20 protein-coding genes and 1 tRNA gene are annotated in these 24,412 nt (G+C 52.2%); 9 read left to right on the top strand and 12 right to left on the bottom strand.

The window, feature by feature from the left end; translation table 11 throughout:
- Positions 1-110: 110 nt before the first annotated feature.
- On the top strand, positions 111-317 hold the full coding sequence (locus EPA93_RS33645; protein WP_129891716.1) for a hypothetical protein: 207 nt from the start codon (positions 111-113) through the stop codon (positions 315-317).
- A 91-nt stretch (positions 318-408) separates the two neighbouring features.
- On the opposite strand, the gene EPA93_RS33640 is transcribed toward EPA93_RS33645, so the two are convergent.
- From EPA93_RS33640 to EPA93_RS33630, 3 genes are all read right to left on the bottom strand, one after another.
- On the bottom strand, positions 409-1,008 hold the full coding sequence (locus tag EPA93_RS33640) for a dihydrofolate reductase family protein (RefSeq protein ID WP_129891715.1): 600 nt from the start codon (positions 1,006-1,008) through the stop codon (positions 409-411).
- 61 nt (positions 1,009-1,069) lie between these two features.
- Positions 1,070-1,402, bottom strand: a complete 333-nt coding sequence (locus EPA93_RS33635; protein WP_129891714.1) for a cupin domain-containing protein — start codon at positions 1,400-1,402, stop codon at positions 1,070-1,072.
- A gap of 202 nt (positions 1,403-1,604) precedes the next feature.
- Positions 1,605-4,202 carry a LuxR C-terminal-related transcriptional regulator gene (locus EPA93_RS33630; protein WP_165423570.1) on the bottom strand — a complete coding sequence of 866 codons (2,598 nt, stop codon included), beginning with the start codon at positions 4,200-4,202 and terminating at the stop codon, positions 1,605-1,607.
- A gap of 324 nt (positions 4,203-4,526) precedes the next feature.
- Between EPA93_RS33630 and EPA93_RS33625 the strand changes: the two genes are divergently transcribed.
- Entirely contained in the window at positions 4,527-5,807 is a 1,281-nt protein-coding gene (locus tag EPA93_RS33625; protein WP_129891712.1) for an NAD(P)/FAD-dependent oxidoreductase, read from the top strand.
- Between the two features lie 167 nt (positions 5,808-5,974).
- Here EPA93_RS33625 and EPA93_RS33620 read toward each other — a convergent pair whose 3' ends face one another.
- Complete coding sequence (locus tag EPA93_RS33620) at positions 5,975-6,562, bottom strand: hypothetical protein (protein WP_129891711.1); 588 nt, start codon at positions 6,560-6,562, stop codon at positions 5,975-5,977.
- A gap of 549 nt (positions 6,563-7,111) precedes the next feature.
- Entirely contained in the window at positions 7,112-8,221 is a 1,110-nt protein-coding gene (locus EPA93_RS33615; RefSeq protein ID WP_129891710.1) for a multicopper oxidase family protein, read from the bottom strand.
- Positions 8,222-8,938: 717 nt separating this feature from the next.
- Here EPA93_RS33615 and EPA93_RS33610 point away from each other — a divergent pair.
- The 3 genes from EPA93_RS33610 to EPA93_RS33595 all read left to right on the top strand — a co-directional run bounded on the left by EPA93_RS33610 (position 8,939) and on the right by EPA93_RS33595 (position 11,780).
- Positions 8,939-9,015: transfer RNA gene (locus EPA93_RS33610), tRNA-Pro, on the top strand.
- A gap of 380 nt (positions 9,016-9,395) precedes the next feature.
- Positions 9,396-9,929, top strand: coding sequence for an HNH endonuclease (locus EPA93_RS33600; RefSeq protein ID WP_129891709.1), 534 nt, complete (start codon positions 9,396-9,398; stop codon positions 9,927-9,929).
- A 366-nt stretch (positions 9,930-10,295) separates the two neighbouring features.
- Positions 10,296-11,780 carry a DUF3536 domain-containing protein gene (locus tag EPA93_RS33595; RefSeq protein ID WP_129891708.1) on the top strand — a complete coding sequence of 495 codons (1,485 nt, stop codon included), beginning with the start codon at positions 10,296-10,298 and terminating at the stop codon, positions 11,778-11,780.
- 104 nt (positions 11,781-11,884) lie between these two features.
- Here the strand turns inward: EPA93_RS33595 and EPA93_RS33590 are convergent, their stop codons facing one another.
- The 3 genes from EPA93_RS33590 to ffh form a co-directional block, all read right to left on the bottom strand.
- Positions 11,885-12,949, bottom strand: coding sequence for a DUF6585 family protein (locus tag EPA93_RS33590; protein ID WP_129891707.1), 1,065 nt, complete (start codon positions 12,947-12,949; stop codon positions 11,885-11,887).
- A 344-nt stretch (positions 12,950-13,293) separates the two neighbouring features.
- Entirely contained in the window at positions 13,294-14,979 is a 1,686-nt protein-coding gene (locus EPA93_RS33585) for a L,D-transpeptidase (RefSeq protein ID WP_129891706.1), read from the bottom strand.
- 6 nt (positions 14,980-14,985) lie between these two features.
- Positions 14,986-16,440 (bottom strand): signal recognition particle protein, encoded by a 1,455-nt coding sequence (ffh, locus tag EPA93_RS33580; protein WP_129894725.1) that lies wholly within the window; start codon positions 16,438-16,440, stop codon positions 14,986-14,988.
- A 587-nt stretch (positions 16,441-17,027) separates the two neighbouring features.
- On the opposite strand from ffh, the gene ubiG reads away from it, so the two are divergent.
- Positions 17,028-17,777: a bifunctional 2-polyprenyl-6-hydroxyphenol methylase/3-demethylubiquinol 3-O-methyltransferase UbiG gene (gene ubiG / locus EPA93_RS33575; protein WP_129891705.1), complete on the top strand. Its 750-nt coding sequence runs from the start codon at positions 17,028-17,030 to the stop codon at positions 17,775-17,777.
- Between the two features lie 28 nt (positions 17,778-17,805).
- Here ubiG and EPA93_RS33570 read toward each other — a convergent pair whose 3' ends face one another.
- Together EPA93_RS33570 and EPA93_RS33565 are read right to left on the bottom strand one after the other, a co-directional pair.
- Entirely contained in the window at positions 17,806-18,396 is a 591-nt protein-coding gene (locus tag EPA93_RS33570) for a helix-turn-helix domain-containing protein (RefSeq protein ID WP_129891704.1), read from the bottom strand.
- A 28-nt stretch (positions 18,397-18,424) separates the two neighbouring features.
- Positions 18,425-19,165, bottom strand: a complete 741-nt coding sequence (locus EPA93_RS33565; protein WP_129891703.1) for an RNA polymerase sigma factor — start codon at positions 19,163-19,165, stop codon at positions 18,425-18,427.
- Between the two features lie 517 nt (positions 19,166-19,682).
- Here EPA93_RS33565 and EPA93_RS33560 point away from each other — a divergent pair.
- The gene (locus EPA93_RS33560) at positions 19,683-20,939 is read left to right on the top strand and encodes a radical SAM/SPASM domain-containing protein (protein ID WP_129891702.1); all 1,257 of its coding nucleotides are present in this window, start codon (positions 19,683-19,685) and stop codon (positions 20,937-20,939) included.
- 121 nt (positions 20,940-21,060) lie between these two features.
- On the opposite strand, the gene EPA93_RS33555 is transcribed toward EPA93_RS33560, so the two are convergent.
- A complete protein-coding gene (locus EPA93_RS33555; RefSeq protein WP_129891701.1) occupies positions 21,061-21,324 on the bottom strand; it encodes a hypothetical protein in 264 nt (87 codons plus the stop codon).
- A gap of 438 nt (positions 21,325-21,762) precedes the next feature.
- Between EPA93_RS33555 and EPA93_RS33550 the strand changes: the two genes are divergently transcribed.
- Together EPA93_RS33550 and EPA93_RS33545 are read left to right on the top strand one after the other, a co-directional pair.
- Positions 21,763-22,806, top strand: a complete 1,044-nt coding sequence (locus EPA93_RS33550) for a response regulator (protein WP_129891700.1) — start codon at positions 21,763-21,765, stop codon at positions 22,804-22,806.
- A 123-nt stretch (positions 22,807-22,929) separates the two neighbouring features.
- On the top strand, positions 22,930-23,205 hold the full coding sequence (locus EPA93_RS33545) for a zinc ribbon domain-containing protein (protein WP_129891699.1): 276 nt from the start codon (positions 22,930-22,932) through the stop codon (positions 23,203-23,205).
- A gap of 145 nt (positions 23,206-23,350) precedes the next feature.
- On the opposite strand, the gene EPA93_RS33540 is transcribed toward EPA93_RS33545, so the two are convergent.
- Positions 23,351-24,394 carry an NAD-dependent epimerase/dehydratase family protein gene (locus EPA93_RS33540; protein WP_165423569.1) on the bottom strand — a complete coding sequence of 348 codons (1,044 nt, stop codon included), beginning with the start codon at positions 24,392-24,394 and terminating at the stop codon, positions 23,351-23,353.
- Positions 24,395-24,412: the final 18 nt, after the last annotated feature.

Below are 24,412 nucleotides of genomic sequence, written 5' to 3'. Positions count from 1 at the left end.
GCTGGCCTCCCGACCAGATCGTGCTCTTTCCTTCTCTCGCCTCTCACTTGCATATCGCAAGTGGTTACATTTATGTATTCTCAGGAAGAGCCACAAAACCGGAAATACTATTGCCTGATCTTTTAGAGATCGGCCGGCGCGGCCAGGGCGAGAGTAAAGAGCTAAACACACCTGCCCCGCTCACGTTGCTGGAGAAATTGGCAGTAAAAGAGATCGAGATGAATGGTGCTTCGCGCTTACTACTTCGGTATAGCGCAGGCAAGACCGACTCCGGATTTCTGCGCTTGCGGGAAGCCGGCCAAGCCATCCACATGTGAAGGGATACGCCAGGCTGAAAGCTTCTGCGCTCAGTTCCGGGACCCCTTCAGCGCGCCAAAATGGCCTTAAAGCCCGCTTTAAGCTGAACGATCAAACAAACGATCCAGTTTGCAATTCTCCTGCACGTTTATAGCTAGCAATAATCACCCCATTGGGGGAAGATTTTGCCTCGACCAGGGTATAGGAAGCGGGAGGCGTTCCTGTCTCAAACAAGCGTTTTCCGGTTCCCAGAGTCACAGGAAATAGCTTGAGCCACAGCTCGTCGACCAGATCGTGCTTCAATAAGGTCTGGATGAGCTGGCTACTGCCGTGGACTTGGATGTCAGAACCATCCTGTTGCTTGAGCTGCTTAATCTCATCCACCACATTTCCCTTGATAAAGACAGTCTTCTTCCAGGGATGGGTTGTAAGCGTATTCGAAACCACGTGCTTGGTGGCGTTGTTAATGCCCGCGCCCTCCTCCTCACGCTGAGCCCAATAGCTAGCAAAGAGCTCGAAGGTTTTTCTGCCCAATAAGAGATCAAACGGCTGGCTCATTTGCTCTCCCATAACGTTGCCAAGAAACGCGTCGAAGTAGGGAACATTCCAGCCACCAAGGGTAAAGTTTCCGCTGGGATCTTCGGTTGGTCCACCAGGCCCCTGCATGACGCCATCAAGTGTTACGAAAGTAAGAACTGTAATTTTCCTCATCTAAATACTCCTTTTATTGTTGATTGTATAAAGCGTTATAACGTGGCGGGAGAAAGGCAGGCTACTCTTCAAGCCATTGCTGGATGGTCTGCTCGCTCGGATGAATATTGATCATGCGCAGCGGTCCTGTTCCAGAATTGATGAACTTGTGAGGAATATTGGCCGGCCCGACGACGACATGTCCGCCCTCAACCTCTATGGTGCTCTCACCTACGGTGAAGGTAGCCTGACCTTCCTGCACCACAAAGACTTCTGCATAGGGATGGCAATGAAGGCGGGAACCCCGACCGGGAGCCGCCTCGACCCAGAAGAATGAAATCGGCACATTGTCGTATTTACCGCCTTGAAACAGGTTTCCATTGCTTAGCTGGGCTTTAGGGATAATATAGGTCATCTCCTTGTCTCCTTTTGCTTTAACTGTGTATTTCCTTCATCCCTCTACGCCAGAGTATAGCCGGAGACAGCCACGAAGCACATCCGTCAAAGTTCGTATCTCCCGACGTATCCCTGCTTCGAGGCAAAAGCCAGGTGAGGAGAGCGAGGCTACGTACTGTTACGTAGTTCAAATGTACGCATAAGAGGGAAGCAGCAAGAGATCAAATCACGTTATGATCAACGGCGTAGCGCGTCGCAGCGCTGCGCGAGCTCACGCCTATCTTGCCATAAATAGAGCTCAGGTGCGTTGTGACGGTGCGCGGACTGATGACCAGGCGTTCGGCAATCTGGGCATTGCTCAAGCCTTGCGCCAATAAACGCAAGACTTCACTTTCGCGCTCCGTCAAGCCTGCAGGCAGTGGGGAGTTATTTTCAGGCTCCTGCGTCTTGCTCGGCTCGCCCACTTCCCTATGGGGCAAGGCGGCGGGCTCTGCAGCCTTAACGTGGGCCACAAGAGCTTCTAGGGTCATATCCTTGCCCTGCGCTATGGCGGCGTTCCAGCGGCTCTCGCCGAGCTGGCTTCTTACCTCTCGCACCTGGCTTTCGTAGAAGGGGACTTCGATTGGCTGCCTCTTGATGCCAGCGCTCTCTCGTCGCAGCAGCGCTGCTCCCCACAGCTGCGCCGCCTGCCCAGGCCTGCACGTTCGAGCCAGCGCAAAGCCCCATCCTTCAAGCGCAGCGGGAAGAATCTGCCGAGAGCCGATTTCGCGTAAGAGGGTTACAATCTCCTGGAAAAGCTCACAGGCCCTCTCCGGCTCATGCCTCTGGAGACAAAGGCGCGCCAGGCCGAGCAGCATCTCAGCCCTCATGGAACGATCGAGCGTTTCTTCCACGATTGCCAGACTCTGCTCAAACAAACTTTGGGCCAGGGCCAGCCCTCCCTGGAACAGAGCAATCTGTCCTAAGAGATTGAGCGTGCTTGCGCTCTGCTCCTTTTCACCTAGCGCTTGCCAGCCCTTGAGGCATTGTTCTGCCAGAGCTTGCGCTTGCGCAAGATCCTGGTTGGCAAGAAAAAGTAACCTGGCAAGATGCGTTTGCGGCAAAAGCACATACGGGCTCTGCGCCCTTTGATAGCACCTCTTACTCTCTTCCAGCAGTTCCCGCGCCTGAGCATAATCCCCCTGCAGCCAGCAAGAGCGCGCAAAAAACGTCAGAGCCAGTCCCAGGCTGGCATCATCAGCCACCACCTGGCAGCGCCTACGCAGCTCGGCAACTCTTGTCTTCACCACCTCATGCTGGCACTGGATTAAGGCCAGCCTGACAAAACCCGTCAGGCACACAACACAATCCCGCCCGCTGCCCAATTCTTCGGAGAGGGCAAAGCTTTCCGCCAGGTGTGCCTCGGCAGCCTGATAGTCATCTTGCGTCGTTTCTAACAGAAAAAGCTGATAGAGGGCCCTGGCCTGGAGCTCCTTTGAGACGCCTTCTCGCTGCTGGAGGGCGCGTTCAAAAAAGTCGCGCGCCTCGCGCTGATGGCCTCGTCGTTGCCAGAACTCGCTCAAAGCCAGGCACAGACGCAGCGCAAGCTCCGTGGCCTCTTGCTTTGCGCGCGACGTCCCCTCTAACCACCAGGCCAGAGCCGCCCGCAGATGGCTATGTTCCTGTTCCAGGCGATCATGCCACTGCTTCTGCTCCCTTTCCACTGGTGCTTGTTCGGCAAGCTTGAGGTAGAGGGTGGCATGGGCTTCCCGCGTTGGCTCGACTTCTTCCGCCGAGGTCAGGCAGGCAAGACCAAACTCGCGCAACAGAGTGAGCATCTGAAAGCGAGGCGCATGTTCGGCGTGTTGGAGCGAGCGGAGCAGGCTCTTATCCACCAGCGAGAGCATGCCTTCCAGGACCGATATAGGTATCGGGCTGGCCGCGTTGCAGACAGTTGCCGCAGCCTCTTCATCATAGCTGTCAGCAAACACGCTCAAACGGCGGAAGATCTGCCGCTCCGGCTCCGTTAACAGCTGATAGCTCCAGGCAATCGCCGCCCGCATCGTCCGCTGGCGCTCAGGCAAATCGGAGGCTCCCTGTGAGAGGATCGCCAAAGCATCTTTTAATTGCGCCAACAGTTGTTGGGGCGAAAAGTATTTGCTGCGCGCAGCCGCGAGCTCAATAGCCAGGGGCAGGCCATCCAGGCGCGTACAGATGGTCGCGATCACTCCAGCGGTAGCACTGCTCAGCGCAAAGTCAACCTTTACAGCTTGCGCACGCGCCACAAAGAGCGCCACTGCCTCATAGTGGCAGAGCTGATCAGGGTCCAACGGCGGATCAGTAGGAGGAATGGAGAGCGGAGAAAGCATCACCTCCCACTCGGCCAGCAAGCGCAGCACAATCCGGCTCGTTACTAGCATCTTGAGGCGTGGGCAGGCAGCCAGCAGCGCCGCCAGGACAGTGCCAGCTTCAAGCACCTGCTCGAAGTTATCAAGAATTAATAAGAGCTCTTTGTCGCGCAGCGCCGTTTGCAAAGAGGCAAGTGGGGAAACGGTTCCCACTTCGTCAATGGAGAGCGTTTGCAGGATAGCCATCACAACCTGCTGGGGATCAGTCACAGAGGCCAGCGGGACAAAAAAGACCCCATCAGCAAACTTCTCTATCAGCCGCGTGCCTACCTCTATACTCAAGCGCGTCTTTCCCACGCCTGCCGGTCCGGTTAAGGTCAACAGGCGCACTTCCTGGCGTTGAAGCAAGGCACAGAGCTGGTTTATCTCCTGCTGGCGCCCAATAAAGCTTGTGGGATGCCAGGGGAGCCGATTGGTAGCAAGATCGAGCAAATATCTCCTCCTGAGCAACATGCTGATGTCTTGAGACTGGCATCTGTTCGCCAACCCTCAAGCAGAAAATTATGCTTAAGTATTGAATCTGTCACAGGCTAGAGCAAGTATAGCATAGAGCCTGATAAGGCAAATCATCCTCATTGGGTGAGCGAGCCCGCAGATTTCACGCATTTGGGTAATTTGGGTTAGCATCCGACGAATAGCGGACAAGGTAGGAGCGGCAAAGCTCTATGCCGTAACATTCTGGCTGCTAAAGATGAGCACCTGCTATGATACAATAGAGCGAAAATCACGCATGGTCGTAAGGTAAACGAGGGAATTATGCAATACGCGGTTCTTGGTGGCGGCGCGTTAGGCCTGATGGCGGCTTACCGTCTCGCGCAGGCTCATCAACCTGTTATAGTCTTTGAACAAGAGCAGATTGCCGGAGGGCTGGCCGCCGGTTTTCATCCCCACAGTGGTAGTGATGTCTGGCTAGAAAAATTCTACCATCACATCTTCCGCACCGATAAAACAGCTATTCAGGCCATACAAGAATTAGGACTGGGCGAGCACCTGACCTGGCGGCGGCCGCGCACGGTTAGCTTGATCAATGGCGAGTTCCATCAGCTCGATTCGCCGCTCTCCTTGCTGCGTTTTAAACCCTGGCGCATAGATGAGCGTCTACGCGTAGGCGCGGTCATGGCCTGGCTCAAGCTGAGCGGTCCCCGGCCATTTGAAGGCAAAACTGCTGATGCCTGGTTGCGCCGCTGGATGGGCGCGCAGCCTTACCGAATGGTTTTTGAGCCACTCTTTAAGAGCAAGTTTGGTGCACTCTATGACCAGATAGCCTTGCCCTGGTTCTGGGCCCGTTTCCATGATCGCACCACCCAACTCGGCTACCTGCGCGGCGGCTTCCAGCTCTTCTATGAACGGCTGCGCGAGCGGATTGAGCAGTTGGGAGGCAAAGTATTGCTTGGAACGCGCGTCGAGAAAGTTGAACAGCAGGAGGGACGCTGGCATATCGAGAGCAGCCAGGGCGCCTGGGACTTTGACCGCGTGATCTCTACCTTACCAACGCGGCTCACCTGTCGCCTCATTCCAGCCCTGCCCGCCGACTATCGCGCGCGCTACGAATGGGGCCAGGCCTACGGCGCCCACTGCCTGATCCTGGCCCTGGATCGGCAGCTTACCACTAGCTGCTACTGGATCAACATCTGTGATCCTGGTTACCCCTTTATGGCCCTGGTCGAACACACCAACTTTTGCCAGCCCCATGAATATGGAGGAAAGCATCTCATTTATCTTGGCAACTATCGTCCTATGCACGATCAGCTCTTCTCCCTGAGCAAAGAAGAGGTCATCGCTAGCTTTACACCCGCCCTCAAACGCCTTGTACCTGCCTTCCAGCCTGAATGGATACAGGAAAGCTGGGTCTTCCAGGCTCCCTTCGCGCAGCCAATCGTCACCACCGAGTACCGTGAGCATATCCCGCCGCTCAATACGCCCCTGGCGGGTTTGTGGGTTGCCAATATGTTTCAGGTCTACCCGCACGATCGCGGCCAGAACTATTCGCTAGAGCTGGCCGATACCCTGGTAAAGCAAATTCTTGCCAACGCCTGAAGCATGGGCCGGGATCATGGAATCCCGGCCACTGTTCGCCCAAACTGGAACACTGAGGCCCTGGTACGCGCCTATTGCAGCAGGCAAAAATCTTAGGCCAGCGGTAAAATAAGACTGTGGCCAGAGGCAGAAATTCTCAGCGTTCCTGGTCAGTTTCAAGCAAACCGCTAGGGGGTCAGATCCCACCCTCCATGGCTACCATTGGGCTGAACATATTGACCATTGAAGTGGCCCGATGCAGAAAGGAGGAAGCCCGCTGCTCCATGTTGATTGTTCCAGGTCTGGTAATAGGAAAAGATCAGCAGGCCGGTAGTAGGATTATACGAGCCTGCGGTGATCTGCCCCTGTTTTCCCCCCTGCTGATCCCAATGTCCGCCAAGATGATCAGGAGTCCCCGTAAAGGTCACCGGTCCCCAGGCTGATGACCATGTTTTCACCACATTGATGTGACTGGCGGGGTTTTCCCTTGTCCGTATGAGATCCCACCCTCCATGGCTGCCATTAGGTTGAGCCCAATTGCCGACTAAGGGATTGGTTTCAGAAAGAAGGAAGCCCGCTACTCCGTTTTGATTGTTCCAGGCCTGGTAATAGGAAAAGACCAGCAGGCCGGTAGTAGGATTATAAAAGCCTGCCGTGATCTGCCCTTGCTTTCCTTCTCCTTGATCCCAATGTCCGCTAAGATGATCAGGAGTCCCCGTAAAGGTCACCGGTCCCCAATTTGAGGGCCATGTCCCTAGAACATTGACTTGACTCATATGGTATTTCCTTTCTGGGAAGCGTCACAATGCAACTGCTCAACATCGGTGTAGCAACGTGTATTTCTTTCCTGTTATGATCTACAATGGCTTTGTCCTTTCCGTATGGTTTCATCACATCTCGCGCCAGGTGGATAAGGGCTCAACATGTAATATAGATTTCATGTATTTCAATCTAATACCAGTTTAGGAGATGGATTCATCAAGGGTCAAGCTTTTGATAAAAAATTAAAATATTGTAATAGAATAAATACTAGAAAACGTGAACATTATAAAATCTTCATGCAACACTCTCAACAACTGCGATTTTTGCAACACAGTAAGCAGGCTATTGAGGCTCAGCATTGGTCAGAAGCGTGGGGAGAAGAGGAACAATTGCGCTATCTCACAAGTCAGCGCAAAAAGGGCAGCGCAAAACTCGCCTACTCATTGTGGTAGGCGAGTTAGAGAGAAAAAGTTATTTAGTCCCTAAAAAATCTTCCCAGGCTCTTCCATGCAGTAGCACTAAACTGGTTCTACGCAGGGAACTCAAGTATCCTGCGCAGCGCTCTAGCGCTGCATAAGCTGCTTCATCGGCACCGGATTGGAGCCATCAGGATTATTCACATTGATCATCGTAATCATACCGCCCGGATATTCCCCATTGTTAGTATTCATCTGCTCCGCGTGATCGTGCAGCATATAGCGGCCGGCTAGATCCAGCTTGAGGATAATCTCGTAGCGCTCAGCAGGCCCGATGGAGAGCGTATCTTTATAGTAGGGTGCATCGAGCTTACGTCCATCGCTGCCGATAACCTGAAAATGGTAGCCATGCGTGTGAATAGCGTGCACTACATATCCTACATTGATGAGGCGTACCAGCACCGTCTGTCCTACAGTTGCATTGATACTATCTTCGGGATCCATCATCGTATCGGGCCAGGTTTTGCCGTTGATGAAGAAGTAATCAGGCTGGTACTTGGTCCAGTTAGGATCACTGCCGCCCTTATATAATCCATCATAGTCTGTCTGGTGCATCGCACTATCCATATCGCTGAGCACAAAGGTATATTCCTTATCGAATGTGGGCGTATCAGGATAGGCTTGATTGGAAGCATTAGCCGGCCTGATGATAAGCGCACCATACATCCCCATCTGGATATGTTCGGCTGCCGATTGATGACAGTGATACCAGTAAGTGCCGGGATACTTAGCCACAAAATGATAGGTATAGGCCTGACCCTGCATGACGGCATGGCCGCCAGGGGCAGTCATGGGATCGCCATCCATCGCGCTGGGCAGATCAAGGCCGTGCAGATGGATCGTATGGCCATCGCCATCAGGATTGAATTGCGTCCTGGTCGGGTCCTTATTATCGTTTAAAGTAATGTTTACAGTATCCCCCTGCGTAACAACGATCGAGGGACCGGGAATTTTGGCCTGGCCGTTAGGATTGTCTGTATAGCCAAAGGCCCACATCTTTGTCCCATTAGGCATATTGATCCAGGTGCTGCGCACATACAGTGTAAAGTTACGTACCTGGCCATTGGCTTGCTGGGCGTCAACAGCGCTATTAGACAAAGTGTTACTGAGCAATATCCCTGCCAGGCCCACAGAAAGTAACGCCAGGATAATAAGAATAATCCCGGCCACCTTTTTTGCGCGACTATTCTGCAGCATAGTAGCATCCTCCACATTTTTATATACATATAAAGGTATCTATGAAATTGCCCTGCCAACTAGCGGAATACCCCGTTCTCTGCACAGCCATCTCTGCCCAATATGTATTCACAATGCTGCTCTAACCCGATCCTACCAGCTTTGATGCGGCTCATAGGGCTGGCGCCCTTCTTTTGGAGCTCACGACGAGAGAGATCAAGATCTAAGCCAGGTTTTCGCGTAGAACCTTTTTTTATGGCACACCTTCTTACATACCCATAGCGATCTATTCAAGAATGAGCATAGCATGCAAGCTACATTGTTCAGTTAGCAAAAGGTTAATTCTAGATTAAAAAATGCCCTGTCTGGTTTAGATTTTGCAACACCGTTTTGTATATTCATTACAATCAATGCGAGAAATAGAAAGGACAGAAAAAATTTTCAGCACAGATGGCCGATGAGTCAATAAGAGCCTGCTCTAATAAAAAGAACGTTTACGAGCTCAAAAAACTGAGGATTGCTTAAAAAGATCAGCGTTCGGCTGGCTGAGTTGGACCTGTAGAGACAAATAGACAAGTTTTGGCACAGATTTGCTCTTGTCAAAGATCGGCAGGGTATGTTATACTAACTTCGAGCAAACTAAGTGCTCGCGGTGCAGATAGAACCTGGTTTTACCAGGGAAAGTATTGCTTAGCTCGCTGGATAAGTTCGGCGAAGTTGGCCCGCATGGAAGTTTCTCGGGGTGTAGCGCAGTCGGCTAGCGCGCAGCGTTCGGGACGCTGAGGTCGGAGGTTCAAGTCCTCTCACCCCGACCAGGATTGGCACGCTCTCTTGTATTAAGTCTTAAGCAAAAGTAAAGCGTGTCGCATGAGTCATCACAGAGACGCACAGGAGTTGTTATGAGGCAGAGGCATCAGATAATTTCAAAGCCCTCAATAGAGGAGTATCTGATCTCTCCATGCTGGAGTTCTCGGATACGTCGTATCCCGGGAGCCGTGGCAGGAGATGGCTCTGCACCTGTGCCTTCATCCCCTGGACATGCAAAGCTCCCTCGTACTTATCCATCCGATCCTCGCAGATGGCGCATAAACAGGACTGAACGCTGAGATTGTTTCCTTCAGGTTGTCCGGTTCAGTTCTCGTCCTCGCTGTCTGCATCTGTTGTTGGCCCTGACAGAGAGGAAGGGAAGTTACTCATGCCTGTTCTTGTATTGAATGCCTCGCTACAACCTCTCTCGGTCATTCCCGAACGTCGTCTCGTCGTATTGCTCTCAAAGCAAAAGGTTGCTTTCGTTGATGAGAAAGTGCGTTCTTTGATCGAGGAGAGTATCGCTGCTCGCCGACTTGAGCAGGAACGCCCTGTAATTGTGCAGTTACTGGCCAATGTACGCGTCCCACGCGTCATTTTACACCCGACCCGCTCTAATATTCTGCTGCGCGATGACGAGACATGCCAGTATTGTGGCAAGCGTAGTCGTGAGTTGACAATAGATCACGTTATTCCACGCTCACGTGGGGGACAAGGCACCTGGGAAAACCTTGTCGCCTCCTGTAAGGCTTGTAATGGCAAGAAAGGAAACCGCTTGCTCAAGGAGGTAAATATGCATCTGCTGCGCCAGCCTCGCCCGCTGACGCAAGAGTATGCCGGCTTCTTCCTGCTGCGCTATCCCAAATTGCGTGAGGCTTATGAGGAATTTCTGCTGAGCGCTCAGGGCAGCATGAGTGCCTAAATAACTACATGTATCATCCCGAAATGTTTCGCGCAGGGTTTGCCAGGGCATTGTCCCTTGACCGGGGACTGGGTGGCCGCGCCGCGATCTAGCGGATGTGCGCCCCCAGCCTCTCCACCTCTGGCGGGACACAAAAAGAGATGACTCATATTTGCATCTATTAGTACTAGCTTTTTCGTATTAAAAACACAAGCATGTCTTTAAGGCAGAGGGATTGATCCCGTACATGGTGCACATGGATGGGCCATGTGTGGAGGGCTTTGGCGAAATTTCTTGAACTTCTGATGTGTTATCATTAATAGATGAGACAATCGTGCATTTTCTCTCTAGTACGGCAAGGTTGTCAACTATCAGTGAAGGTGGTTCATGATCGAGCAAACAATCTCTGAAAGTGCCGCTACAATCCCCGGCGTCGGTCCTACTTTTCTCTGTCTTTATGGTCATTTTTATCAGCCTCCGCGCGAAGATCCTTTTAACCATGTAATGCCTCTAGAACCAGGGGCAGCTCCCTATGCTAATTACAATGAAAAGATTACTGCTGAATGTTATCGACCAAATGCACTTGCCGGCAATTTTGCGGCTATCAGCTATGATCTAGGACCTACACTTGCTTCCTGGCTGGAGCAAAACCACCCCGATGTCTATCAGCGCATCATTGAGGCTGATCACCAGCATATGCAGCGCTATGGGGTGGGCAACGCGCTAGCTCAGGCTTATAACCATACGATTTTACCATTGGCAACATCTCGCGATAAACAAACGCAAATCCTATGGGGCTTGCAGGATTTTCGCCGGCGCTATGGGCATGATGCTCATGGAATGTGGCTGGCCGAGACGGCGGTAGACCTGGAATCCCTTGACTTGCTGGCCCGCAACGGGGTCACCTATACGGTTCTGGCTCCCTGGCAGGCGGCAACGTCAGTAGACCCGTCTGAGCCCTACCTGGTCGCTCTGCCCTCCGGTCGCCGCATCACTGTATTCTTTTATAATGCGCCACTCTCGGGCGGCGTCTCTTTCGATTGGAATACTACCAATAACGCCGACATTTTCGCAGCTTCCTACCTGCCCGAACACCTTGTCAAGAGCAAACTGGAAGCAGGCCAGGCTCAGATGATCCTCATAGCGACCGATGGCGAATTATATGGACATCACAAACCCTGGCGCGATAAGTTTCTCTCGTATCTGGTAGAACATGGTGCGCCCGACTACGGCTTTGAGGTCTGCACACTGGAGCGCTACATGCTGATGTATCCAGCCTCAAAAGAGGTTGAACTGCGTGTTCCTAGCTCCTGGAGCTGTGGACACGGCGTGGCGCGCTGGAGTACTGGCTGCGAATGTACTGAAGGCGATAGCAGTTGGAAAAAGGCTTTACGCCAGGCGCTGAACAATCTGGCCATGCGTGCCGATCAGCTGTTTGAGCGCTATGCTAGCGAAACCTTAAGCGATCCCTGGGCCGCCCGCGATGGCTACCTGGCTCTGCGCAACGGCTGGGAGAGCGCCGCAAGCTTCTGGGCCCGCTACGGAAAGGGCCAGGAGGCTCCCACTGATAGCCAGCTGGCTGAGCGCACGCTGAAGCTGTTAGAGGCCCAATACTACCAGCAGTGCAGTTTTACCAGTTGCGGCTTTTTCTTCGAGGATCTTGACAGGATTGAGCCGCGCAACGATATAGCTTTCGCCCGACGTGCCATAAGTCTGCTCTGGCAAGCTCTAGGCGTGGATCTGCAAACTGCCTTTGTGCAGGATCTTAAGGCGGCTAAAAGCTGGCGCTCACACCTCAGTGGCGCTGAGCTCTATCAGCAGCTCCCGATCGTGCAGCCTGGCTTGCTTCCTCCCACAAGGAAGAAACGCTAGCAGCTGCGTCCTCTACCCCGATCGATGAGCTGGAGCGGTAATGTTGCATCTGGGGCAATTACGTTGGGAATGATCGGAATGAGAGCGTTCTGCGTGATTGCCCTTCACAAAACCTTGTCGCTGTTTAAAATATGCTCAAGAACTTTTTTGAGCGTCGCTACATCATCGATCATTCGTCTTGACAAGGCATACCATTCGCTAGGCTCACCCCTTCTCTTCAGCATCACTTCGCCCGGGCCAACCCCAATGCTACCAATCTCGCTCCAGGGAAAGAGCGTTCTTCCGTTATCAAGGCTCACTCCCTGCAAGCTGAGCTGCAGATGACCAAAACGTAGATACATCCCGGCATAGTAAGCTTTGAGCTGGGGTAATTGGGGCTGTACTGGCCGTTGTTTAATATATTCGAGCAGGCGAGTCAGGACACCCACATTGGCCACGCGTGCAATGTCAAGTTGTGACCAGGCACGGGCCAGGCCCTTCTTATAGATGCTCATTGTTGTATCTTTGATATCGATATTCTCCACCTCATTCCACGCGACTATCTCAGGCATATGCTTTAAGCCGATGCCCTGCAAGCTCACAATAATATCGCCAAAGATTAGGGGTACGCCTGCCTCATAATCAGCAAAAGATGCGTTGAGCTGGTTATGGATTATCTCATCCTCTACTAAAGCTCCGAGCATCTCGGCGTTGCACAAGTCGCTCGCGAAGACAATTCCCGGGCCAGCGCGCAATTGAATACGATAGCTGTAGCTAAGCTTGCCATTGGCCTCTCTATGGGCAGAGCGCCAGAGTTGCTCTACCTGATTCCAACGGATAATCTGGGCTTTACGCCTGAGGCAGATTAAGCCGTCAGGACAGACAAAGACGCGCAGGCGTGGATAGAGCCAGGGTGTGAGCATAATCCATAAACCGACCCCTATCCAACCCGCTCCGACGAGCGGAATGAGTAAGGCTTGCCAGAGTGGCCAGTCGCGAAAGAAGCTATATGACAGGGCGAAAGCCGTAATGATGCCTATACCAACAATTACAATAAGGGGACCAACCAGGTAATACATATACATGGGTGTGCGAGGAGTGCAGGCCATGTAAGGTGCACCAAGCTGCTGCCTGGCAGCCATCCTGTGGATGGCTCGTGGGATCGATTGTGCTGGTGATACCTGCTGCATCACGCGGCTCCATCAATTCAGTGGGCAGGCCATATCTGCTGCAATGACAATGGCTCTGCCTCATTATATACCATACGAGCCGCGTATGTATAATTTTACCTCCTGACTGCGAGTTCATTTCATTCTGTGTCGCCCCTCGGACCTGCAATCGGCAAGAATTGCCTCGCTACAAAAAGGAATTACCCTCCTTCCCTCAATATGCTTTCCTATTGGCCTGGCGCTCCTGTGGCTCAGCTTACTGCCCATCGCCTTCCACCTGCTTACCAGGCGCGAAGTTCCAGCGCCAGCATTATAGAGCTGCTACACAGCCTGCCTGCAGGAAGCTAAGCCAATATCCCTGACGTTTAATAGATGACAATCAGAGTATTCCAATCACTATTGTTATAGACCCAGGCGGCCTCATCTTCCTGCATATTGACGCAGCCATGGCTACCATTTCCGGCAAAGGCCTGATTGCCGCTGGCATCGGCGTGCGGAAATTGAGTGCCAGGGCCATAGTCGTCACGCCACCAGGAATCATGAATGAAGTAGCCCCCCTGATGATACATAATGGCATAGTTGATCGGCGTATCAGGATACCAGTAGGGCGAACCCGGCGGTTCCGAGGACCTGAAGACGGTAGGCGCTAAGCGATTTAGCACTGGCCAGACTCCTGGCACAGCTGGCAATTCTACTCGCCCGGTGGTGACATGGAAAGCCCGCACCAGTTGCCGATCCTGGTAGACACGCATAGCCTGCTCAGCCAGGGAGACCAGCACAATCTTGCGCTTCTGCAAGTTATAGTGATCTATCATCTGCAGGTCAGTTTTATGGACCTGATCATAAGGCGTAGGATCTGCATAATCAGCCTCCAACAGATGCAAGTTGAACAGGGCATCGTTCTCAGCAGCAATCACGGCCTGGAGCCTGGGGAGTGTTGTGGCATCGCTAAACATTGTATCAAGATCTGAGCCGATGCCCGGCTGCATGTAGCCAGCATCCAGCGGATAAGCCTGGCCATCATAGCTGTCATGATAAAGATGCGCATTTCCCCAACTTTCCACTTCCTGGTGAAATTGTTTAAGCAGGGTTCTGGCTTGCTGAGAAAGGACGTCAATACGTGCGGACATGATGTCCTCGTCTATCTGGCTGACGAACGTTAAAAAGTGCGAGAAGCTGGGATGGGCAGCAATCAGGGCCTGGTCCGCCCGCAAGCGCTGCTCATAAGAACTAGCATCCAAGCCCTGGCTTTTCAACTGGGCAATCTGCTCAGTAAGCTCCTTGAGACGCAATTGCGACACGGCGGGAAAAGCCAGAAGCGAGCCGACAGCTGCCTGTTGATATTGAGCCTCGATCAAACCGTTGAGGCGCTGGAAATCCTGAAGCGTAAGCGCCTGCTTGAACAATTGCTGATCGTTCTGGTACTGGACCTGAAGCAAGCTCAGATCCAGCTCGGTATTTTGGAGCTGCTCAAGCGTGTGCTGTAGCGTCTGCAAGCGTGCCGAGAGCGTATGCTGGAGGCCAATAGTCTTGATAGTTGTCTCCATATTACTGCTAAGCGCTACATATTCTTTAGGATAATGGGCAGCCTTCAGCTGCGCCCGATAGAACTGGAAAACCTGAACGTATTTCTGAGTGTCCTGTTGTGCGAGCAAGAGACTGAGCTTCTGCAACTTTTGCCGGGCCTGCAACTGCGCGCTAGCCGTACTGCCAGTAATCGCAGCCTGGACCTGGCCTTGTAACTGAGTATATTGAGAGGCAAGATCTTGATAATATCCATTGACAGCCCGATCGTCGAACGGCAAAGGGGCATGCGTTGACTCTATTTGCTGCTCTTTTTGTAGAATAGGCTCTAGAAGCGGAGCAGGCACGCCGATCTTTCGTGCCTGCGCGAGTTGCTGATCGAGCTGTGCCTGCTGTTGATGCGCTTGCTGTTGCGTATGTGCATCACCACCACAAGCACTCGTGAGCAGCATGAGACCGAATAATAGCGTTGTGCATGCTGCTCGCGCCACAAGGCGCCGAGCGCTTCCAGAATGCGGTGAATGCATAGAGGATCACCTCCTTCCGCTTCTGGCCCTCTGCTTTCTCTTCTCCTTGCGCGCAGCCTTCCCGGTCTTCTTGCCACCAGCTTTAGGCAAAGCTGGCATGCCAGGTATGCCGGCGCTTCCTGTATACTGTCGGGCCAGTTGCGCCCACGGGCCTTTACCCGTACTAATCTGGCGAATCATTGTGCGCATCTCACCGAACTGCTCAAGTAGCTGATTTACCTCTTGGATTGTCGTCCCGCTACCGCGCGAGATACGCTTACGACGGCTGCCATTAATGATATCTGGATTGCGTCGTTCTTCCTTGGTCATCGAGAGAATAATCGCCTCAATGAACTTCAGCTGATCTCCCTCTAGGGCCTCTTCCATTTCAGGCATCGCGGCAAGCTTATTGAAGCCCGGGATCATCTCCATCACGCCGCGTAGTGGTCCCATGCGCTTTAGCTGGCGCATAGAATTGAGGAAATCTTCAAGATCGAACTTGCCCTGCTGCAATTTGGCCTGGGCCTTGAGCGCCTCTTCCTGGTCAATAGTCTCCTGGGCTCTTTCGATAAGTGAAAGTACATCTCCCATTCCTAGTATACGCGAGGCCAAACGGTCTGGATAGAAAGGCTCCAATGCGTCAGTTTTCTCGCCTACGCCCATAAATTTAATCGGGACCCCGGTTACCGAGCGAATAGAGAGCGCGGCGCCACCGCGCGCATCGCCATCCATTTTCGTCAGGACCATGCCAGTGAGCGAGACGGCCTGATTGAAGTCATCGGCTACGCGTACGGCTTCCTGTCCGGTCATAGCATCGGCTACCAGCAAGACCTCCTGCGGCTGCAGGCGGGCCCGAATATTCATAACCTCCTGCATCATACGCTCATCGATATTTAAGCGGCCGGCGGTATCGAGAATGATCACGTTGCGCGCCTGCTCTCGCGCATAATCGAGCGAGTGTACGCAGATATCGACAGGATCGGCTCCGGCCTGTTCGGCATAGACGGGAATATTCAATTGTTTGCCCAACGTCTTCAGCTGATTAACAGCGGCGGGACGATACATGTCGGCAGCCACCAGCAAGGGCCTCTGCCCCTGTTTAGTCAGAAAATTGGCAAGCTTTGCCGCCGTCGTCGTTTTACCAGAACCCTGTAAGCCAACCAGCATAATGATGTTGGGTGGGTTCCCGCTGAGATCAAGCTTGTTTTTACCATCGCTACCGCCCAGGACCTCGACCAATTCTTCATTGACGATGGAAAGAACTTGCTGGGCTGGAGAGAGGCTACCCATTACGTTAGCGCCGATGGCCTTCTCTTTTACTCGTTCGACAAATTTGCGCGCAACTTTAAGATTGACGTCAGCCTCCATCAAGGCGATACGAACTTCGCGTAGAGCCGCATTGACGTCTTCCTCGGTGAGCTTGCCTTGCCCACTCAGATTGTTGAATATACCTTCTAAGCGTTTTGATAAGCTTTCAAACATTGCCATGCTGTGCTTTTCCTCTCTCCGCCAATCAACTACTATTTCCTTACATTCAGGTGCCTCGTGCGAGAAGCGTGCAGAAAACTAATCATTTTGCTACTGTTTTCGCCCGGCAATGGAACTTCCGCCCCTCCTCCTCGCTATGGCGGTAAGGTAAAGTGACATCTCTGAATGCAGTGTAAAACTTAGCCAGTATTGGCTCACATTATATCATGTTTCTTTCGCGCTATCGCCTGGCGCTTCCGCGAATTCAAGCAAGCCTGCAAAGCTCACGCTCGTCCTGGCCTTGGCCCAGGATCAGGCCCACGCTCGCGCTTCTCACGCCCAGTCAGTGCGGTTTGAGCCTCGCACCTTACAGCTTCATATGCGGATCATAAAGCGCTCTTCAAACGTATTATACTGTAGGCATAGCGCAGAATAGAAACAGAATTTAGTACGGGTAGAAAATTCCTCAAAGCAATTCTCATTTAGCTTTGTATATGTTATCATCAGGATAAGTAGCAAGATGTTTATTGTAAGGAGGGGCTTTTCTATTCATGGCAGCAACAATGTAGATACAGATAGCAGCATAGTAAAGTGGGCTCTATATGCTAAAAGCATTGCGCGTACAAAAATATTCCCAGGCTGAAATCTTTGCCTCACCAGAAGTCTGGACGAATAGCTGCTTGCTACAGCAAATAACGCCTGAGCGCTGCGATTATATTGAGCGCTGCGTCGATAAGGTCTTTGGCCGCGAGGCCTTGCGGCAGCAACAGGTATTAGAGATTGGCTGTGGAGGAGGTATGATCTGCCAGGAACTGGCGCACCGTGGTGCTGAAATGGTAGGTCTTGATCCCTCTGCCGGTGCTTTGCAGGCTGCCCGAGAGCGCATCCAAAAAGCTGGTCTGGGAAATAGTGTCCATTTTGATCAGGGTTGCGCGGAGTCGCTGCCCTATGCCGATGGCAGCTTCTCAGTCATTGTCTGCCTTGATGTGTTAGAACATGTAAGCGATCTGCCGAAAACGATCTGGGAAATTGCGCGTGTCCTGGCGCCAGGCGGTATCTTCATCTTTGATACCATCAATCGCACCTGGCTGGCCCGCCTGATCCTCATCTGGATTGGCGAGCGCTTCTTCCAGCGCTGGGGTCTCTGGCCCGGGCTTCACGACTATCACAGCTTTATCAAGCCCCGAGAATTGCGGGCTCTCATCAGGGCCACACATCTACAAGTACGCGAAATGACTGGTTTTATGCCCTCGCTATCCAAAGGACGTTTAACGCTTGGTTCTGGTTGGTTCATGGGAGTCTCCTACGTGGGCTATGCCACCAAAGGACGCGCCGCTCAAATCGGCCAATAGTGGCAGACTTAAAAGGCCTGCGCGTCCTCTATTGCAGCCAGAATTCCTGATCTTCCTTCGTCATACCGCTACGCTTAATGGCGTCGGCAAAGCTCTGCTTCTGAGGTCCCTGCTGCTCGCTACGCGAGGCCTGGCGCGTCTGGCGGCGATTGAGCGTTAAGGCCGGTTGGCTCTGATCGAGCAAGCGGGCGAACTGATCGGTACTGACCTGGAAGAAGCCGGCCAAGCGTTCAAGCTGCTGGCGGCTCAAGCTCACCAGCTCGATAGCCCCTGCCTCGAATTTATTCCAGACATCTACTCCTAGCCGCAAGCCGCGCGCGACCTCAACCTTGCTCACGTTGCGATTCTTGCGCAACTCGGTCAGGTTGGCGAAGGCAAGCTCAGCATTAAAGACACGCTCCAAAGCTTTCTGATAGGCTCGTTGCGTCACCGGCAAGATAGTCTGTGGCTCTTCCACGAGCACATCTGCCCCGGTAGCATGGTAGGCAGCGATAAAATCGCTGAGCTCGGCCAGGCCTTCAGGGTGATCGCGCAGAAGACCGAACTGTGTCTGGGTATCGCCTGCTTCCTTCGCAGCTAGCCAGGCCATTTTCAAGCGCTGCAATTCAGAAGTATTCATCTCATTTCGCCTTTCTATTTCCTTATAACTAACCGCTCACTGATGAGTATGTAGTCTTGCCTTCTCGCGCAATACATTCACGTAGATAGCTACGGGCTCGTTCGTAGCGTAGGCGCACGGTACGTTCAGTACGCTTGCAGATAACGGCGATATCATCCCACTTCATCCCCTCAACGGCTCGCAAGACCATAATTGTGCGGTCAAGAGGGTCCTTGAGATACGTCAGGATGCGCTGACTCTCGTCTGCCGCATGTACCTGCTCATATTGATCATGTGGGTCGGCGACATCGGCTACCGGCGCGCTCTCATCATCGGCGGGAGCTGGCCGCAGAGATTCCACAAGCGCGCGCGGCACGTGCTGCGGACGGCCCGATGGGCGCCCCTCTTCATCGCGACGATAATAGAGCCCTTCCTGACGCAGCACGCGATTGAACTCATCAACGCACAGGCAACGCAGGTAATGAATAAAGTTCTGCGTGATAAAGATTTCTTTCGGATTCATGGCCTCACGCAACAGATGTTCGCCCATACTCGCAATAGCTTCTTCGCGCAACTCTGGGCGATGACGCAGGCCCTGCGAATAGCGTTGAAATATTGGCGCACAGCGCTGCAACAAGACTTCGGCCAGAAAGCGTACTCCGGCCAGATTGCCCTCTGTCTGAAGTGCGCGAATATTCATTACGAGTTCGATCTCGCCGATTTCGTAGCGCCCTTCAGGAGTGCGACGACGTAAGCGCTCATCGAGCCCAGGATCACTCAGGTCGATCATATAATCCCCCAACAGTAGTACTAACTCTGGTGGTTTTCGCTTTTGTGTTTCCTATGCAGTCTATTCTTTTCGGGTTAGCAAATGTGGAAATAGTTGGCCCGGCTCTGAGCAGATCAAAGGAAACTGCTCATAACGTCAATTAAGGATAGCAGAAATAGGGAGAGAAGGGAAGACATAAGTACATCTCTGCCCCAGAATGCTTGGCCTGTACGTTATAGTTAAATAGAAGAGCCTGAAAGACAGAGGCCGGGGTTGTAGAAGGGCTGCCTATCCTGCGATACGTTGGTACGTATCCCTCTATACGTTCGTTACTTGTCACATAGTGCGAAGCTCTATACACTACAGGATGCGGGAGAAGGTCACAGGCTAAACGCGTCTTGTGGTCAATGAGACACAGACGTTTTGTTCTCCGTAAAACTAAATAGCTCCCCAGCAAACAGCTCTGGCGAAAAGCCAGGCTGGGAGCTTTGTGCTTAATTTTTACCCTATTGTCTGGTTGTAAGGGAGAAAAACAGACGTGCTTGAAGTTCTACCCAAAATTCCGAAGATGCAGGCGTCATATGTACTGGGCAAGCCGCTTGCACTTCCAATGAATCTTACGATCAGCGTGAGCTACCGCTGTAACTCCCGTTGTAAAACATGTAATGTATGGCAGCGCCCAAACGATGACTTTACCATAGAGGAATATGATAAAACGTTTGCCTCGATTGGCCGTGCAGCCTACTGGTTCACCTTTAGTGGTGGTGAGCCAACATTGCGCAAAGATCTCCCAGACATGATTGCCTCGGCTTATCGGCATTGTCGTCCTGGCGTTATTAATATCCCCACGAATGGGATTCAGGATAAAATTATTCCCGGCCGCATTGAGCAGGTCTTAAAGGCAGCCCCCACCTCGGAAGTTATCATTAATCTTTCCCTGGATGGCGTGGGCGAGAAGCACGATCAAGTACGCGGCGTCAAAGGCAATTTTGAGCGCGCCATGCGCACATATGCCGGTCTGAAGGCCCTCAAGGGACGTTATAAGAACTTTACCCTTGGCGTGCATACGGTGATCTCAAACTTCAATATTGACGAGTTCGATAACATTCATAAGTTTGTGCGCGAGGAGCTCAAACCTGACTCCTTCATTAGTGAGATCGCTGAGGAGCGCGTCGAGCTGGATACCGTGGGCATGGGCATCACGCCTCCCATGCAGAAATATGAGCCGGTCATCGAGCACCTGCAAGAAGATATCCGCCATGAGCAATTTTCCAATCTCACCGCGCGCATCACCCAGGCCTTCCGCGATCGTTACTACGATATCGTCAAGCGCACCTTTGCCGAGAAGCGCCAGATCATTCCCTGCCTGGCAGGCATTGCTTCTGCTCAGATTGCTCCTAATGGAGATGTGTGGACCTGCTGCATTCGCGCCGAATCGGTAGGCAATTTACGCGAGCATAATTACGACTTCGGCTCTGTCTGGCGCACGGCTAAGGCCGATGAGTTGCGCCACAGCATCAAGGCCGGTGAGTGCTATTGTCCGCTGGCTAACGCCTCCTATACCAATATGGTCTGCCATACGCCGACCGTGACCTCTGTGGGATTGGAAGTGGCAAAGGGCCTGGCTACGGAAACCTTGAGCGGCAGCAAGCGCGGGAAGTCGGCCAAATTGCGCACCCTGCCGGTCATCAATGCTGTCCATGAACTGGCAGCCGCAGAAGCAGAGGAAAAAGAGGCCCGGCTGGCCAGGCGAAGCGTGCCGATGGTTACGGTCAGCCACGAAAAGTCCGAATAGCGCTCTATAGAAGAAGCATAGAGGTTTAGCGAGCCGCCATACTTTCTGTTCAAGCGTGAGATATTCTGAGGAGATCCAGAATTGGATCTCCTTTCTTAATAGATTGGTTCTCTGAAGAGCCTTAACTTTCAGCTTTCAGATTTTTGCGTAGAGGAGAAACAGCACGAATATGGGGATTGGTCTCGGGAGTGTGGGAGCTTGTTTCCAGCAAGAATTGGCGTCGTAGCTGCTCTAGCTCCTTGCGTAATTCTGCCATTTCTTCGTTATGAAGCTGCTCATAAGCTACCAGACGTTGCTGTAGCAATAAAAGTTTGTAAGCAATATTGCCGTGGTCAGGACTAGAAACGGCTGGAGTCGATATTGCTTTCTCAGGTTCGAATACCATATTCTTTCCCTCTGCCATATTTTGTTGCATATAATAGAACCCTTTTGCCTTGTCAAGGTCTTGCGGCCAGAAGAAGTCATATCGTGACGCTCTGTAGTGGCCAGCCTTACCACACTATGTCCAGCCTGGATACCACATACCTGAGCGCATATGCACCTTGATCCGCAGGAATTCAGCATCGTCCTTTTGTGAGTAGGGACCAGGAGCCCATATTCCTCGCTCAACTCACTAGAGGGCACATAATGAGTAACCATAGTACTTATCAGGAGTATCGTACATCTATTACTAATGGACAAGTTGCAACCGTATCGAGAAACTTGTCCCTTCGTATCACCAGGAAACCTTGCCACAAAGCATACTCAACTTCAGGTGGTCCTGCGCACGGCAAGCAAGAGATGATTAGGAAAAACATCCTATAGTAGGAGATAACAGTGTGATATGTCGTTTCATAGTAATGAGGGTTTGAAACAGCGTATTTCTATACTGGAAGTTGGACCAATTTTCTGGCCTGGAGTTATTATGCCATCCTCTTTTTTACCTTCCCATTATGTGCCATCTCCTCAGCCATTGCAGCTTATAGAGAGCTACAATAGCCAGGGGCCGAGCTTGCCATTTCCCTGCCATAGGAAGAGTCGAGGTCTGGGGCGCAGAAGCTACGTCACGGGCAAACTGATCGGATCTCATTTTTTCCCTTTCTCGCTATTGCCTCCCGCTGACGAAAAAATGAGCATGGGAGATTCCTGGTCCGAAGGGTCAGTTAATGGACAAGCAATGAAAGTGGAAAAGACTGTGGAGAGGGAAGAAGCAAAACTGCAAAAGGCTCATGTACCGCAATCCTCCCGACGCATCCGCATTCTCGTCGTCGACGATCACGAGATGGTACGTAAAGGGTTATGCGCTATGCTCAGCGAAGAGGAAGATTTTGAGCTGATCGGGGAGGCTAGCACTGGCAACGACGCTGTTCTCCTCTCGATGCAGTTAAAACCCGATATTATCTTACTGGATATATTTTTAGGGGCAACAAATGGCTTAGATATCGCCCAACAATTGCAGCGGGCCTGCCCTCAGATGCGCATTGTGATTATGACCGGGCTCTCCAGTGAAGAGAACCTGTTTCGGGCCTTACGTATAGGAGTGCATGGATATTTACAAAAGACCCTGCCACTCAGCGAGATACTGAAGGCGCTACGCGAAGTATACAAGGGAGAGCGCGTTGTGGGAGAGCCGCACGCGGTCACCCAGGTTTTAAGCGAGTTCAGGCGTCTGACGAAAGAACAGGAGCGAGTTCGTTCAGGCTTAAGCGATCTGGAGATCGAGCTGGTGCGCCTGGCGGCCGAAGGCTGCAGCAACAAAGAAATTGCCGCCCGCCAGTTCTGGAGCGAAGTCACAGTAAAGCGTAAGATGCAAGATATCTACCGCAAATTACAGGTGGCAGACCGCGCGCAGGCAGTCGCGGAGGCCATGCGCATGGGTTTGATCTAAACAAAGGCGTTTTTTGCCTGCTACACTAGTAATATATTATTCTTACAACAGGTGAAAGCAAAGGACTTGGAAAATCAAAGATGTTGTGCGAATATTTGCACACATTTAGAAAGGCAGAAAGTGATGACAGAATGTCCACAGTGCGGCGCACTGAACGAAGACGATGTAAAGAATTGTAAGAGTTGCCGCATCAATATGTACTGGGCGTTTCAGCATTATGAGGAACTGGCGTCTTTACGCCAGGCCAATCAACTGGCCGCCAGGCCACAGACCGCCTCTTTTCTTGTCGATACAAGCAAGCGGATCGACGATGGGCCAACCGCTGGCTGGCTGCGTACCACTATCAAAAAATTCGGCTTCAAGGGAGCTGGCAAAAAAGTCTCAACCATGCCCAATTAAAGGACCAACATCAGGAAAACCAGAGCCACCTCCGACGCTAAGAGGCTCTGGTTCCTGGCTGATCATATGTTCTCACGCTCCACAATCGCCGAGCTGCCAACAACCTCAGAAGTTGCCCTGAGATCGGGCCGCCAGGCCGCGTAGACTAGCGACTCGCCCCGGCAAGAGGAGCATGTTGGCTGGCTTCGGTCACTGAAGGCTGATCCATGCCCCCGGCATTGAACCATTCAGCCGCCAGCTTGATACCCTCACGCAGACTTACCTTTGGCTCAAAGCCCAACTCGCGACGAGCTTTAGCAATACTATGTTTATTGTCGGAGCCAAACATCAGTGCACCAAGCTGTGTTGCCGGTGGCTTAAAGTTGACATGGGCAGTATTGAAGACCCACTCAGCCACGGTTGCCCCATAGAAAATAGGCAAGTAGGGAAGATGCAGAGTAGGACGAACCCCGCCAACGGCGTCGGCGATAGCATCAAACATCTCTTGTTGGGTTAATGGACGATCATTGGTAATATTATAAGCATTTCCCGGTGCATTCTTATGATAGGCCGCCAGCAAGAAGCCTTGCACGATATCAGTGACATAGCAGAAAGGTAGGGCATTGTCGCCACGGCCTAGAATCAGTCCCTTGCCATCCTTCACCTTCTGAGCCATACGTCCAAAATGCAAGCGGTCGCCCGGGCCAAAGAACGTGCCGGGACGCAGAATCACTGTCTCCATATCGCTGGTAAGCATCAGGCGCCGAATCAAGCGATCAGCCTCGGCTTTAGTCAGGCTGTAAGGATCGGGATCGGGCCGCAAAGGATCATTCTCCGTCATAAAACGGCCATAGCCAAGACCATAGATAGTATGAGAGCTGGTATGCACAAAACGGCGCACCTTAGCCTTCTGCGCCGCTTTATATAAATTTTCAGATCCGCTTACATTGACCAGGCGATAGTCGGCGAGCGGGCGCCAAACCCCCATCATGCCGGCCAGGTGGAAGATAAGCTCAACATCTTTTACCGCTGGTCCAAGCGAGCTGGCATCAGTAATATCGCCCCGCACCACTTCTACGCCCCGCTTCAAAAGAGAATCAGCATTTTCTACAGGTAATACGAGTGCCCTGATATCCTCCCCACGATCTTGTAATTCTTTTATAAGATGTCCACCGAGCAAACCGGTGGCACCAGTTATCAGTACTTTCATGATATTTCTCCAGTCTTC

Origin of the sequence: Ktedonosporobacter rubrisoli, assembly GCF_004208415.1 — a bacterium.
GTDB lineage: Bacteria > Chloroflexota > Ktedonobacteria > Ktedonobacterales > Ktedonobacteraceae > Ktedonosporobacter > Ktedonosporobacter rubrisoli.
This window is presented reverse-complemented; position numbering and strand designations above follow the sequence as displayed.